General features: G+C 68.0%; 14 protein-coding genes. 6 read left to right on the plus strand and 8 right to left on the minus strand.

Annotation, left to right across the window (positions count from 1 at the left end; genetic code table 11):
* Window positions 1-5: 5 nt before the first annotated feature.
* A complete protein-coding gene (locus tag ROP_RS19135; protein WP_012691060.1) occupies window positions 6-659 on the minus strand; it encodes a DUF6474 family protein in 654 nt (217 codons plus the stop codon).
* Window positions 660-821: 162 nt separating this feature from the next.
* Between ROP_RS19135 and ROP_RS19140 the strand changes: the two genes are divergently transcribed.
* Together ROP_RS19140 and ROP_RS19145 are read left to right on the plus strand one after the other, a co-directional pair.
* The gene (locus ROP_RS19140; RefSeq protein ID WP_043824978.1) at window positions 822-2,378 is read left to right on the plus strand and encodes a TM0106 family RecB-like putative nuclease; all 1,557 of its coding nucleotides are present in this window, start codon (window positions 822-824) and stop codon (window positions 2,376-2,378) included.
* A gap of 37 nt (window positions 2,379-2,415) precedes the next feature.
* Window positions 2,416-3,090 (plus strand): YoaK family protein, encoded by a 675-nt coding sequence (locus ROP_RS19145; protein ID WP_012691062.1) that lies wholly within the window; start codon window positions 2,416-2,418, stop codon window positions 3,088-3,090.
* Window positions 3,091-3,114: 24 nt separating this feature from the next.
* Here the strand turns inward: ROP_RS19145 and ROP_RS19150 are convergent, their stop codons facing one another.
* Window positions 3,115-3,744 carry a class I SAM-dependent methyltransferase gene (locus ROP_RS19150; RefSeq protein ID WP_012691063.1) on the minus strand — a complete coding sequence of 210 codons (630 nt, stop codon included), beginning with the start codon at window positions 3,742-3,744 and terminating at the stop codon, window positions 3,115-3,117.
* A gap of 85 nt (window positions 3,745-3,829) precedes the next feature.
* Window positions 3,830-4,597 carry an SDR family NAD(P)-dependent oxidoreductase gene (locus tag ROP_RS19155; protein WP_012691064.1) on the minus strand — a complete coding sequence of 256 codons (768 nt, stop codon included), beginning with the start codon at window positions 4,595-4,597 and terminating at the stop codon, window positions 3,830-3,832.
* A gap of 388 nt (window positions 4,598-4,985) precedes the next feature.
* Between ROP_RS19155 and ROP_RS19160 the strand changes: the two genes are divergently transcribed.
* On the plus strand, window positions 4,986-5,339 hold the full coding sequence (locus ROP_RS19160) for a hypothetical protein (protein ID WP_012691065.1): 354 nt from the start codon (window positions 4,986-4,988) through the stop codon (window positions 5,337-5,339).
* Window positions 5,340-5,414: 75 nt separating this feature from the next.
* Here the strand turns inward: ROP_RS19160 and ROP_RS19165 are convergent, their stop codons facing one another.
* From ROP_RS19165 to ROP_RS19185, 5 genes are all read right to left on the minus strand, one after another.
* Window positions 5,415-5,762 (minus strand): UBP-type zinc finger domain-containing protein, encoded by a 348-nt coding sequence (locus tag ROP_RS19165; RefSeq protein ID WP_012691066.1) that lies wholly within the window; start codon window positions 5,760-5,762, stop codon window positions 5,415-5,417.
* Window positions 5,755-7,203 (minus strand): ATP-binding protein, encoded by a 1,449-nt coding sequence (locus ROP_RS19170; RefSeq protein ID WP_012691067.1) that lies wholly within the window; start codon window positions 7,201-7,203, stop codon window positions 5,755-5,757. The genes ROP_RS19165 and ROP_RS19170 overlap by 8 nt, the downstream gene beginning before the upstream one ends.
* A gap of 12 nt (window positions 7,204-7,215) precedes the next feature.
* On the minus strand, window positions 7,216-8,892 hold the full coding sequence (locus tag ROP_RS19175) for an FAD-dependent oxidoreductase (protein ID WP_012691068.1): 1,677 nt from the start codon (window positions 8,890-8,892) through the stop codon (window positions 7,216-7,218).
* A gap of 84 nt (window positions 8,893-8,976) precedes the next feature.
* Window positions 8,977-9,684: a TMEM165/GDT1 family protein gene (locus ROP_RS19180; RefSeq protein WP_080512502.1), complete on the minus strand. Its 708-nt coding sequence runs from the start codon at window positions 9,682-9,684 to the stop codon at window positions 8,977-8,979.
* A gap of 274 nt (window positions 9,685-9,958) precedes the next feature.
* A complete protein-coding gene (locus ROP_RS19185; protein ID WP_005248897.1) occupies window positions 9,959-10,486 on the minus strand; it encodes a hypothetical protein in 528 nt (175 codons plus the stop codon).
* 255 nt (window positions 10,487-10,741) lie between these two features.
* On the opposite strand from ROP_RS19185, the gene ROP_RS19190 reads away from it, so the two are divergent.
* Genes ROP_RS19190 through ROP_RS19200 form a run of 3 tightly spaced genes read left to right on the plus strand, consistent with a single transcriptional unit; the run spans window position 10,742 to window position 13,769 of the window.
* Window positions 10,742-11,596, plus strand: coding sequence for a polyphosphate polymerase domain-containing protein (locus ROP_RS19190; protein ID WP_012691070.1), 855 nt, complete (start codon window positions 10,742-10,744; stop codon window positions 11,594-11,596).
* Window positions 11,593-12,270 carry a DUF4956 domain-containing protein gene (locus tag ROP_RS19195; protein WP_012691071.1) on the plus strand — a complete coding sequence of 226 codons (678 nt, stop codon included), beginning with the start codon at window positions 11,593-11,595 and terminating at the stop codon, window positions 12,268-12,270. Before ROP_RS19190 ends, ROP_RS19195 begins: the two co-directional genes overlap by 4 nt.
* Window positions 12,270-13,769: a CotH kinase family protein gene (locus ROP_RS19200; protein WP_012691072.1), complete on the plus strand. Its 1,500-nt coding sequence runs from the start codon at window positions 12,270-12,272 to the stop codon at window positions 13,767-13,769. Before ROP_RS19195 ends, ROP_RS19200 begins: the two co-directional genes overlap by 1 nt.
* Window positions 13,770-13,785: the final 16 nt, after the last annotated feature.

The raw sequence follows: 13,785 nt of genomic DNA on the forward strand, positions 1-13,785 counted from the left end.
GTGGTTCAGCGCACGCCGAGGCGGGCGAGGAGGTCGGCTTCGACTCCGTCGAGTTCGGACGAGATGGCGTGATGGGCGGCCTTGCGGCGGGCCTGCGGCATCTGCTCGGCCGCGCGGACGGCGGTGTTGAGATCGGCGAGGCGGTCGCGGATGGCGGCGGCGAACTTCTGCGTCTCCGCGTCGTCCGGCTTCTGCCCGAGGATCTCCGTGGTGGAGCTTTCGGCGCCGGCGATGCGGGCGCTGAGCTTGGCGCCGTGCCCGGTGAAGTTGGCGAGCTGGTCGACGTCGACGCCCATCCGGTCGGCGCGGCGGGCATCGATCCGGCCGCGCACCACGGTGGCGGCGCGGTAGGCGATCGGCAGCAGCACCGGTGTCAGCAGTCGTGCGACACCGAGATACTTGCGGACGGCGGCGACCGTGAAACCCTTCTGGGCGGCGGCCTTCTCCTGTGCCTTCAACGCAGAAATCTGAGCCTTCTCGACCTTCTTCAGCGACTTCAGTTCGGCAGCCTCGAGCTTGCGCCCGGCAACGGCGGCCTGCTTGTCGCGCTTCCGTTCGTTCCGCGCGCTCAGCTTCGCCTCCACCCCAGCCTTGTGCTTGAGTGCCTTGGCTTCCGCCTTGCGGGTGGCTCGGGACTTACGTTTCTTGAACAACCCCATCGAAAAGACCCCTTTTCCTGGTGTTTCAGCGGAGCCCACGCTACCAACTGCATCCGGTGCTTCGGGATCAGCCTAGGGGAGCACATAATCTTCGTCATCGTGTGTTCCCATATCGGTCAGCAATCAGAACCCGGCACCTCTCCCGGAAAGGTGTCGGGGACGGTGATCGATGCCAGCGCCCTGACGCGGTGCCGTCACCGGGTGCACCTCGACGCGGCGTTCCCCGAACAACTCGCGGCCGCGCCGGAAGACCCGGGCGTTCGCCAACGTCAGGATGCCGCCGCCGCCAAGCGCGAGGACGTCCGCCGGATCCTGACCGAGCACGCACCGGATCGGTGGGTGCATATCGACGCCGAGCAGAGCCTGCGCCTGCGCGCCGAGGACACCCTCGCCGCATGCGAGGCGGGCGCGGACCGCATCTGGGGAGCCGTGTTCCCGCTCGACCGCGAGTCCGGCCGGAAGGCGCGCTGCGAGATCCTGCTCCGCGACGAGGACCGCGGCGGGTACATCCCGGTGATCGTCGTCAACCACAAGGTCACCGATCCCGGCCGCGGCGCGGTGACGTCGGGACTGTTCGAGTGGAAGCCGCAGGAGGACTCGACGCGGAAGCCGCGCAGCCAGGTCCGGGACCAGATGCGCGTCGCGCAGGTGTACCGGATGCTCGAGCGCCACGGGCTGGCGAGCCCGGCACTCGTGGCCGGTGCCATCGGCTACGGCTCCGACGTCATCTACGTGCACGACCTCACCACCATCCTCGACGACTACGACAAACGCTTCGCCGACCGGCTCGCCGTCGCCCGCGGGGAATCGGCGACCGTGCCGTCCCGGATCGGCGAATGTCGCTCGTGCCCGTGGTGGCCCGGATGCGAGGAACAGCTCACACAGACTCACGACGTGAGCCTGGTGGCCAACGGTTCCCGCGCCGACATGCTCCGCGACGCGGGATGCCACACCATCGACGAGCTCGCGGCGTGGGACCGCGAACCCCTCGAGGACTGGCCGCACGGCGCGTTCGAGGACGCCGTCGTCACTGCGAAGGCCTGGCTCGCGGGGGCGCCGCTGGTGCGACGCTTCCCCGAGATCCGGGTGACGCGCGCGGACGTCGAGGTCGACGTCGACATGGAGAGCTACCAGGAACACGGCGCCTACCTGTGGGGGACGCTGCTCAACGTGGACGGGGTGTCGGCGTACCGGCCGTTCGTCAGCTGGGATCCGGTGCCCACCCAGGACGAGGCGCGGTCGTTCGCGGAATTCTGGACGTGGCTCATGGCCGAGCGCGAAGCGGCGGCGCTGAGTGGCAGAACCTTCGCCGCCTACTGCTATTCACGGTCCGCCGAGGACAAGTGGTTGCTGGACTCCGCCCGCCGATTCGCAGGGGCACCCGGAATCCCCACCGAAGCCGAGATCCGCGAATTCATCGACAGCCCACAGTGGGTCGACATCTACCAGGCCGTCAGCGACCAGTTCATCTGCCCCGGCGGCAAGGGCCTCAAGAAGATCGCGCCCGTCGCCGGATTCCGGTGGCGCGACGCCGACGCCGGCGGCGAAGCATCGATGAGCTGGTACCGCGAAGCCGTCGGCTACGACGGCGAACCCGACCTCACCCAACGCGAACGACTGCTGCAATACAACGAGGACGACGTCATCGCCACGAAAGTGCTGCGCGAATGGATGTCGGATCGGGCCGAGAACGAGATCCCACTCGCCTCCGACCTCTAGGCTGCAAGACACGGCCCGAGACGGTAGGGGTGGTCAGGTGGAGGTGCCGAAGACATCCACGACGCTGCGGTTCGCGCTGCTCCTCACCGCCGCGGGTGGCTTCCTCGACGCATACACCTACATCAGCCGCGGCGGCGTCTTCGCGAACGCCCAGACCGGCAACGTCATCCTCATGGCCATCGACCTGTCCGAGCGGCACTTCCACGCCGCGCGTGCGCACCTGTGGCCGATCCTCGCGTTCATCGTCGGCGTCGCCTTCGCGCATCTGCTCAAGGGCGAACTCGCCCACAGCGTCTTCGACCACCCGATCCGGATTGCCCTGGTCACGCAGATCCTCGTTCTCGCCGCGGTCGGGTTCGTGCCCCCGGACGTCCCCAACGCGCTGGTCACCGTTTCCATCGCCTTCGTCGCGGCCATGCAGTTCGGTCTGTTCCGCACCATCGGGTCGCTGTCGTACATCGCCGTCGCCACCACCGGCAACCTCATGCGCTTCACCGAGTCGGCCTATGCCGCCTACATCGAGAAGGTCCCCGAATCGCGCCAGCACACCCGGGTGTACGCCGCCATCGTCGGCAGCTTCGCCGGCGGCGCCGTCCTCGGCGCGTACGCCACCCGCTACTTCGGTGGACCCGCCGCCTGGATCCCCGCCGGCCTCCTCACCGTCGCGCTCATCCTGTTCTACGTCGACGACGTGCGGCGCCGCCGCCCGTGAGCGGTTGAGGAGTCCAGGGACTCCTTACGCACGCACGGGCGGCGAAGCCGCAACCCCCAGGGAGAAGGCACCGACGATTTTCGGCGTGGACTTCTCGTAGAAGCGGTCCAGGTCCCGGACGTCGAATCCGGCGTTCGTCACCAGGGCGGGAATGTCGCGGGTGAGGTGGCAACCCCCGGCGACCGTCTTCTGGATCGGCTCGAGTCGGTGCTGCCACCGCTGGACATTCGGGTCGGGGGCGAGGCCGTGCTCGACGAAATGTAGTGTGCCGCCGGGCTTGAGGACGCGCCGGAGCTCCCGCAGTGCGGCGTCGACGTCGGGGATGGTGCACATCGTCCAGGTGGACAGCGCGGTGTCGAAACTGTTGTCCGGGAACGGGAGCGATTGGCCGTCGAGGCCGGACCTCTCGATCGGGGTCGTGGACGCCGCCAGACGCTTACCTGCCAGCTTCCAGCCGAGGTCGGCGGGTTCGACCGCGCTCACCGAATCGACGGCGGCCGGGTAGAAGGGGACGTTGAGTCCCGATCCGAAGCCGATCTCGATTACCCGTCCCTTCAGACCGGCGCAGACACGTCGCCGCGACGGCTCGGTGAACTTCACCCCGCAGCTGACGTTGACGAGCCGCGGAACGATCCGGTCCGAGTAGAAACCCATGTCAGCCCTCCTAGGGGCGCTTCGCGCCCTGTGCGCCTTTTTGGTAGCTGCAACAACCAGAAAGGCGCACGGGCGGCGGAGCCGCCTACCGCGGCGCCATGCGCAGAGCGCCGTCCATACGAATGGTCTCACCGTTGAGGTAGTCGTGTTCGACGATCATCTGAGCGAGTTGCGCGTACTCGGCGGGCTGCCCGAGGCGCGAGGGGAACGGGACCCCGGCCTCGAGGCCCTGGCGGTATTCGTCGGTGACGCCGGCGAGCATCGGGGTGTCGATGATGCCGGGGGCGATGGTGTTCACGCGGATGCCGAACTGCGCGAGGTCGCGGGCTGCGGGGACGGTCATGCCGTGCACACCGCCCTTGGACGCGGAGTAGGCGATCTGGCCGATCTGGCCCTCGAATGCGGCGACGGAGGCGGTGTTGATGACGACGCCGCGCTGTCCGGACTCGTCGACGGTGTCCGTCTTGGCGATGGCGTCCGCGGCGAGGCGCATGACGTTGAACGTGCCGAGCAGGTTGACGGTGATGACGGTGCGGAACAGTTCGAGGTCGTGCGGGCCCTTCTTCGACAGGATGCGGCCGGCCCAGCCCACGCCGGCGCAGTTGACGACGATGCGCAGCGGCAGCCCCGACTCGACGATCTTGTCGATCGCGGCCTGGACCTCGTCGCCGCTGGTGACGTCGGTAGCGAGGAGGGTCACGCCGTCGGGGACGTTGTCGCCGGCGCGCTCGATGGACTGCTGCAGGTCCAGTCCGAACACGGTGGCTCCCGCGTCGGCGAGACGCTTGGCGGTGGCGGCGCCGAGTCCCGAGGCGGCTCCGGTGACCAGTGCGGCGGTTCCCTGAATTTCCACAGTTCGCATCCTTCTCTCCCGGCGACCTCCATTGGCCGACCCTGGTGACCTGCACCATAACGCCCGCGCGGTGTGACGGCAGAGGGGAGGTTGAGGCGGTGGCGCTCAATGGCGGCGCCCGTCGGGAAGCGCTGGCGCGGACCGGCTCGGCCGAGCGCCTGTGTACTCGCAAGCCCCCTCTCCGTGAGTCCGACGAGGTCGAGAATCTGACGCGTTCCTCGCGTAACCCCTGCGTGGCGCGGTATGTGCCCAGTTGATGCGTCCACGCTGTCTGCAGGTCGCAGATATCGTCGGCAAGGCGGCCGGCAGCGGTCGAGAGATACGAGTCTTGGTAGGTTGTGCTCTCGCGCGATCAGGGGACGCGCGGAGGACGACCGTAGGGGGACGGATGACCGGGGATCGGCTCGAGCTCGAGGTGGATCGGGCCGCGTTGGTGCGGTGCATTGCCGCGTGCGACGTGCTGGCGGCGGACATGCAGCATCTGCGGGAGCGGGCGCGGCGCGAACTCGCGCCCGAGAGTTTCGGTCTCGGCGAGACCCATCTGCGGTCGGCGGCGGAATTGGCCGCGCGGTTCCGGGCGACGGCGATCGGCGGCCCGGGCGTCGCGGACGAGAATTCGGCGGTGGGGACGTTCACGGCGCACGAACGCTACGCCCTGGAGCAGAAGGCGAATTTCGAAGCGGCGCTGGCGCGGTACGACGAGCAGGACGCGGAGACGGCACACCGCCTCGGGCAACTCTGAATGCGCAGTTCTGCAGGGGAATGTCGAGTGGGGGGCTGCAGTTCTGCGCACTCGACGAGCGCACCCTCGTGGGTTTCAGTGAATCTTCGCCTGCCAGTCCGGCGGCACGCGGTCGGCGGGGCCGGGGACGGTCTGATCGACCGGATGATGTTGCGGCGGGGAGAGTTCGGGGCCTTCGAATGCGGTTTCGGTGGCGTAGTTCCAGAACCAGACCTCACCCGGTTCGAAGCTGCGCACCACGGGGTGCCCGGTGTGGGCGGCGTGCTTGGTGGCGTGCTGGGCCGGTGACGAGTCGCAGCAGCCGATGTGCCCGCACTGCGCGCAGCGGCGCAGGTGCACCCACCACCCACCGGCGGAGTCGCAGTCGGCGCAGCCCTCCCCACTCGGCGGGACGCTCGGGTCGATTCCGTCCAGCTCACCCATCTGAGACTCCTTCTGCTGATACGACTTCGGGTTCGATCGGAATGCGGACCTGGAACCGGGTGTCGCCCGGTTCGGACTCCACGCGTAGGTCGCCGCGGTGCTTCTTGACGACGATGCGCCAGGAGATGTCGAGGCCGAGCCCGGTTCCCTCGCCCACGGGTTTCGTGGTGAAGAACGGTTCGAAGATGCGCGACCGGATTTCTTCGGGCACGCCGGGGCCGGTGTCGCCGATCTCGATGAGGGCCATGTCGCCGTCGCGCCGCGTGCGGACGGTGAGGGTGCCGCGGCCGTCCATCGCGGCGACGGCGTTGTCGATGAGGTTGGTCCACACCTGGTTGAGTTCGGCGGCGTACGCGGGGATCTGCGGCAGCGAGGGGTCGTACTCCTTCACCACCGTGACCGAGTCGCCGATCTTGCGGCCGAGCATCACCAGCGAGCTGTCGAGGAGTTCGCGCAGGTCGACGCGCTGGTAGGGGGCGCGGTCCATCTGCGAGTACTGCTTGGCGGCGTTCACCAGCGTGGAGACGCGGGCGGTGGAGTCGGCGATCTCGTTCATCAGCAGTTCGGTCTCGAGGGTGTAGTTGAGCCAGCGGATCGCGCTCTCGACCATCGACTCGTCGTCGACGGAGGCCGCGATCCGCTCGAGCCACGGCACGTCGAGTCCGGCCTGCACGAACGTGGGCGCCAGGTCCCAGCCGCCCGAGACGCCGTGGTCGTCGAACCAGTCGCCGAGTTCGTCCTCGCGGTCGGATGCCTCGAGGGGAGTGAGCGTCGGCGCCTTCGCCACCTGTTCGGCGGCCTCCTCCTGCAGCCGGATCAACGTGGCGAGCGCCTGCCGGTCGTACACACCGGACGCGATGACGCCGAGCTTCTGCCGCATGTGCGATACCCGGTCGCGCAGCGACGCCGTCGCCCGGACCGCGGCCGCCGCCGGGTTGTTGAGTTCGTGGGTGAGCCCCGCGGACAGCGAACCCAGCGCGAGGAGACGCTCCCGCTGATCGACGACCTGTTTCGCGTTCTGGTTGCCGAAGAACAGCCCTTCCAGCAGGTGCACGGCCATCGGGAACCACTCGCGCATGAGCTGTCCGAACCGGTCGGCGTCGAGGACGAAGAACTTCGACGGGGCGGTGATCCGCATCGACGCGGTGTACGTCTGGGGGGCGCGGTCACCGAGGTACGACTGCCAGGCACCGGCGTACACGCCGCGCTGGGACGTCCGGTTGAACTCGATCTCCTCGCCGCCCGACAGCTTGCTCAGTACGATCTCGCCCTCGATCAGCACGTAGAAGCACGACGCGATCTCACCCTCCGCGTACACCGGCCCGGGATCGATCAGCTCGACGTGACCGTTCTCGCACAGCTGCTCGAGTTGGTGATCGGTGAGGTGCTCGAACAGGAACAGCGTCCTCAGCTCGGGCGGTTTGCACGGGATGTGGGTCATGGTCTACCCCGATCACGGTTGGCCGATGTAGCGGTGGACGAGCATCACGGCCATGGCACCTTCGCCGACCGCCGACGCCACCCGCTTCGCCGACTCGGAGCGCACGTCACCTGCCGCGAAGATCCCCGGGACGCTCGTCTCGAGGTGGTGGGGGAGACGGTCGAGGGGCCAGCCGCTCGGTGGCTTTCCGTCGACGACCAGATCGGGCCCGGACACGACGAACCCGTTCTCGTCCCGCGCGACGACGCCGTCGAGCCATTCGGTGCGCGGTGCGGCGCCGATGAACAGGAACAGGAACCCGGCGTCGACGGTGTCCTCGTCCCCGGTCGCGTTGTTGCGCAGCCGGACCTTCTCGAGGTGGCCCTCGCCCTCGACGCCGATCACCTCGGTGCACGGCCGGACGTGGATGCGCGGGTTCCGTTCGATCTGCTGGACGAGGTAGTACGACATCGAATCCTCGAGCGACTGCGCCCGCACCACGATGGTGACGGATCGGGCGCCCCGCGACAGGTAGACGGCGGCCTGCCCGGCGGAGTTGGCCCCGCCGACGATGTACACGTCCTGGTCGGTGCAGCGGGCGGCCTCGGTGACGGCGGAGCCGTAGTAGACGCCGCGCCCGGTGAGGTCGTCGACTCCGGGCGCGGGATGACGCCGGTAGGAGACGCCGGTCGCCAGGATCACCGTGTGCGCGTCGATGGTGTCGCCGTCTGCGAACCGGACGGTGCGCGCCGACCCGTTGACCTCGAGGGCCACGACGTCGCGGGTGGTGATCAGTTCCGCCCCGAACCGGGTTGCCTGTCTGCGGGCCCGCTCGGCCAGCTGCGCGCCGGACACGCCGTCGGGGAATCCGAGATAGTTCTCGATCCGTGAGCTCTGACCTGCCTGCCCACCGGTCGCCGTCCGCTCGATCAGCGCGGTGCGCAGTCCCTCCGAGGCGCCGTACACGGCGGCGCCGAGACCGGCCGGTCCGCCGCCGACGACCACGAGGTCGTAGAAGTTCTCCGACGGGTCGGTCCGGAGACCGAGACGCCTGCCGAGTTCGGTGTCGGACGGCTCGACGAGGCATTCGCCGTCGGCGCAGATCACCACCGGCAGGCGGCGGCCGTCCTCCCCGGCGGCGCTGAGCAACCGCCCGCCCTCCGGCTCGTCCGACATGTACCAGCGGTACGACAGCTGGTTGCGGGCCAGGAACTCGCGCACCTCCGACGACCGCGGCGCCCAGCGGTGGCCCACGACCTTCGTCTCCTCGGCGGGGTGGTGATCGGACGACGCCCACGCCTCGAGCAGTGCGTCGACCACCGGGTACAGCTTCTCCTCGGGCGGATCCCACGGTTTGAGCAGGTAGTGGTCGAGGTCGATGACGTTGATCGCCTCGATGGCCGCATCTGTGTCGGCGTATGCGGTGAGCAGCACGCGCCGCGCCAGCGGGTACAGATCCATGGCCTTCTCGAGGAACTCGATGCCGCTCATCGCCGGCATGCGGTAGTCGGCGAGGATCGCGGCGACGGGATCGCCCCGCAGCTTCATCTGCTTCATCGCATCGAGGGCGGACTCGCCGGATTCGGCGCGAATGATGCGGTACCGCTCGCCGTAGCGGCGCCGGAGGTCGCGGGCGACGGCGCGGGACACCCCTGGGTCGTCGTCGACGGTGAGAATCGCCGGCTTGCCGCTCGCTACGGGATTGTTCACGCACGCCCTCTCGTCCGTACAGAACTGCGAGGTACTCCAGGGCTTTCGAGTATTGCCCCGGCGCGCGCCTTTGTCGACCGTGATTCAGCGCTGGTGCTGCATCGGCGCGGTCTCCGCGGGAACGCCGCGCCGTCGTGACCAGGCAGCGCGGACCGCGGCGCCGGCCAGTGCCAGCACGACCACGGCGGCGCCGGCGATCGGGCCCGCGGGGTTGCCGGGCAGCAGACCCTCGAGCAGCAACCAGACGCCGAATGCGAAGAACAGCACTGCCGCGCCGACGCGGATGACGCTCTCGGGGAGGTGCTTGCCCAGCACGGCGCCGACCACGATGGCCAGGGCGTCGGCCGCCACCATGCCGACCGTCGAGCCGATCCACACGCCGATCGTGTCGTGGTCGGTGGCGAGGGTGATGGTGGCGAGCATGGTCTTGTCGCCGAGTTCGGCGAGGAAGAACGCGGAGGTGACGGCCAGGAACGCGGAGCGGGCGGCGCGGCCCGCCTTGAGTTGCTCGTCTTCGCTGAGGTTGTCGCCGCGCAGGGTCCAGGCGCCGAAGATCAGGAAGGCGAGGCCGCCGACGATGCTGATCGCCGCGGTCGGGAGCGCGACGCCGAGGTAGTGGCCGACGGCCACGGACACCAGATGGACCACGGTGGTGGCGACGGTGATGCCGGCGATCACGACCCACCAGCGGTAGCGCAGGGCGAACGTCATCGCCATCAGCTGAGACTTGTCGCCCAGTTCGGCGACGAAGATCACACCGAAACTCAGCAGAGCGGCGGTAAGCACGAGCATCCTCCTCCAGGCGGTCGGTCGGAGGATGACAGGTGGATTCCTCCGGCCTGGCAAACGCGGGTGCGTCTGCCCGGCCGAAGGTCTCGCCCACCGGCACCGGATTCGGTGACGGTTCGCCAGGCCGGGTCCGGTGCGGTGACGCAACGAGCCAGTATGTCGACACAGGCGATTGGGGGCTACTCCCCTTCGATGCCCGTAACGTTAGCGTGACCTATTCGAAAAGGCAAAGGCAGCAGTAAGTTTGGGGCACCGACCGCGAAAATTTCGGTATCCCTCACGAGGCCAGCAGCATGGCCAAAACGGCGGTGTCGGGATCGCTGATCGGGTCGATGCCGACCCGGCTGACCATGGACGTCACCGTCCCGTCCGCCTCCGCCTCCACCCACGCCGCCCGGTGCTCGAGCCCGAGATGGGGAAGTCCCGGCAGCAGGACGCACCCCGAGGCCGCGCCCGCGCACTCGGGGAGCGACGGCGTGGTCTCGGACGGTGGGTGCAGCATCATCAGCGCCGGCGGCTGATGATCCGCGAACCGGCCCGGAGCGAGCGCGAACTCCCCGAGGACGGTGCCCTCGGCCACCACCAGGCCGACCGTCTCGGGCTCGGGTTCCTCGGGCAGGTCCTCGTGCGCGCCGAAGACCGTGGTGGTGTGGAGCAATCCCGGAACGCACGCCACCCGCACGGCGAGCGCCAGGAGCTGAGCCCATTCCTTGGTGGTGTCGGGCCAGCGCCCGGAAATGACGAATCCCCGCAAAGTACCCGCGGCCTGGAAGGGCGAGATGCCGATGTAGCCGTCCCTGTTCATCTCTGCCTCCTCGGTGTGATGACACGCTGCGAACACGCCTGGTTCTGCACACCTCGTTGGGTACTTGAAGGATGCGCCCGACAATGCCTGGCACACAAGAGCATGTGAGTGCTAATCGTCCCTGGTGAACGCAAATACGCTCACGGATGAACGGCATCTGACGGTTCGGCGTACAGAAAACTGCCAGCTTTACTGCAGGTTTACTCGAGGCGCGGCGGTTGAGGTGGGAGAGTCCACCGACGAAAGGCCGAAAGTATGGGACCGTCCGCGCCCGAACCGGAAGCATCCGGATACCTGAAGACTGCCAGCGCGCTGCATGCGTTCAACCGCTACGAGATCAAGTACCTCGCCCAGGAGTCGAACGTCGCCCGCCTCCGCGCGGCACTCTCCGCGCACATGGCGTCCGACGAATTCTCGCCGGTGGGCGGCTACCCCGTGACGAGTCTCTACTACGACACCCAGAATCTGCGCTTCTACTGGGAGAAGATCGAGGGCCTGAAGTTCCGCCGCAAACTGCGGGTGCGGCTGTACGGTCCGCCCGCGGAGGCCACCGCCGAGACCCCCGTCTACGTGGAGATCAAACAGCGGGTCAACCGGGTCACCCAGAAACGCCGGATCAAGCTGCCGTACTCGGATGCGATGCGGCTGTGCAACGCCCGTCGGCCGATCGACCACGACGAGTCCGCCCGGCCCTTCGTGAACGAGGTCACGATGCTCGTCGGCAACCTCGACCTGTGCCCGACTGTCACCACGGGGTACCTCCGGGAAGCGTTCGTGGGCACGGACGCCGATCTGGGGCTGCGCGTCACGATCGACCACCGGGTGCACGGGCGCGACCGCGACTTCCACTTCGCGGCACCGGCCGAGAACCGCTTCATCATTCCGCCGCACCTGTGCATCGTCGAGATCAAGGCCAACGAGCGGGTGCCCTACTGGGTCACCGATCTCACCGCGCGACTGGACATGTCGGTGGTCCGGGTCTCGAAGTACTGCCAGAGCGTGGAGGCCTTCGGGCTCGCTCCCCGATCCTGTCTGCACGTGCCCGACGAGCTCTTCCCGTCCCCGGCCGACCACGGCCGTACCCTCGCGAAAACAGGAACCCCGTCATGAATTTCGATCTCCAGGATCTCAGCGGAACGTTCTCGACGTTCGACATCGCCGTCTCGCTCGCGCTGTCGTTCGTGCTGTCGGCGATCATCGGATACGTCTACCGCCTGACGCACAAGAACGTCTCGTACAGCCAGTCCTACGTCCAGACTCTCGTGATGGTCGGCATGGTCATCACTCTGATCATGCTGGTGGTCGGTTCCAACATCGCCCGCGCGTTCGCGCTCGTCGGTGCGCTGTCGGTGGTGCGATTCCGCAACGCGATCAAGGAAACCCGCGACGTCGGGTTCATCTTCCTGGTGATGGCGATCGGCATGACGACGGGCACCCGGTTCTACGTGCTCGCCATCGCCGCCACGGTCGCGATCTGCCTCGTGCTGGTCCTGATGAGCCGGTTCGACATGTTCAAGCTGGACGTGCAGCGTCAGGTGGTGAAGGTGCAGGTGCCGCCGGAGGCCGGATACACCGCCCTCGTGGAGGACGTGCTGATCGAATACACCAAGGAGTTCGAGTTGGTGAGCACCGAGTCGGTGCGGTCGGGCGCGCTCACCGAGCTGTACTACACGGCGCGGCTGAAGCCGGGCAGGAAACCGGCGGAACTGATCTCGGCGCTCAGCGGGGTCAACACGGGCCAGCGGGTCACCGTCCTCACCGGTTACGACCAAACCGACATCTGATGCGCCGCAGACTCGTCCACCGGCTGCCGACTCCGCTCCGACAGCACTGGAAGATCCTCGCCGCCTTCCTCGCGTTCGTGGCGGTAGCGGTCGGTGTGTTCGGTCAGGCGCGGGTGCGGCCGTACATCACAGGCGACGCAACGGTCATCGCCTCCGACATCACCGAGAACGTCGCCGGGTCGGTCGATTTCTTCGACACGGGGACGTCGCACGACGTGAGCATCGAGTACTCGCAGTCCGACTACGACGACATGATCGCCGCCTACCGGGACGAGGGCGAGAAGAAGTGGATCACCGCCGACATCACGATCGACGGCACCCTCGTCACCGACGTCGGGGTGCGGCTGAAGGGCAACTCCACCCTGATGGGGCTTCGGGGGACCGGCGGCGGGCAACCCGGAATGCCGGAGGGGCGGGAACCTCCCGCGGGAATGGACGGGGGAATGGGGACGCCTGCGGGCGGAGGTGCCGGCGGCGGCATGGTCACGCTGTCGGCCGACGACCCGGCGTCGCTGCCACTGCTGATCAGCTTCGACAAGTACGTGTCGGGGCGGGCGTACCAGGGGATGACGCAGCTGTCGGTCCGGCCGGGCTCGCCCGTGCTGAACGAGGCGGTGGCACTGTCGCTGACCGCCGAATCCGGTCAGCCCACCCAGCGGTACGCCTACACCACGTATTCGGTGAACGGGTCGCCGACGCAGACCCGGCTCGTGCTCGAGCACCCCGACGAGGGATACGCGAACTCGCTGTTCGACAGTGACGGCGTCCTCTACAAGGCCGATGCCAACTCGAGTTTCACGTATCAGGGTGACGACCAGACCACCTATGCGGATCAGTTCACCCAGATCAACGCCGAGGGCTCGCAGGACCTGCAGCCGATCATCACCTTTCTGAAATGGCTGGACGGTGCGTCCGACGAGCAGTTCGATGCCGAACTCGCCGACCGGGTGGACGTCGCATCCTTCGCCCGGTACGTCGCCACCCAGAATCTGCTGGTCAACAGCGACGACATGGCGGGCCCGGGCAAGAACTACTACCTCTGGTACGACCTGGGGACGAAGAGGATCTCCGTCGTGTCCTGGGATCTCAACCTCGCGCTGAGCGGCAACTCCGATGCGGGCCCGCACGACTCGATCGGGATGGGCGGCGGTGCCAGACCGGGCGGCGGCGTACAGGAAGGCGGTCCCGGCGGCATGCCCGGTGGTGAGATGCCCGGCGGTGACATGCCCGGCGGCGGACGTGGCGGGAACGCGCTGAAGGAACGATTCCTGGCCTCGGAGGCGTTCACGAGCGTGTACGAGGACGCCTACCGCGATCTCTACGCCCAGCTGTTCGGGAGCGGCCGGGCCACCCAGATCCTCGACGAGATCGCGCAGACGGTACCGATATCCGACGGGCTGAGCGAAGAGAAACTCGCGTCGGAGGTCGGGAGCCTGCGTGCGCGGTTGCAGGCCCGCGCCGACGGACTCGCCGCGAACGACGTGATCGCCGCCGGGTAGAGCTCTCAGAGAATCC

Source organism: Rhodococcus opacus B4, assembly GCF_000010805.1.
GTDB classification, from domain to species: domain Bacteria; phylum Actinomycetota; class Actinomycetes; order Mycobacteriales; family Mycobacteriaceae; genus Rhodococcus_F; species Rhodococcus_F opacus_C.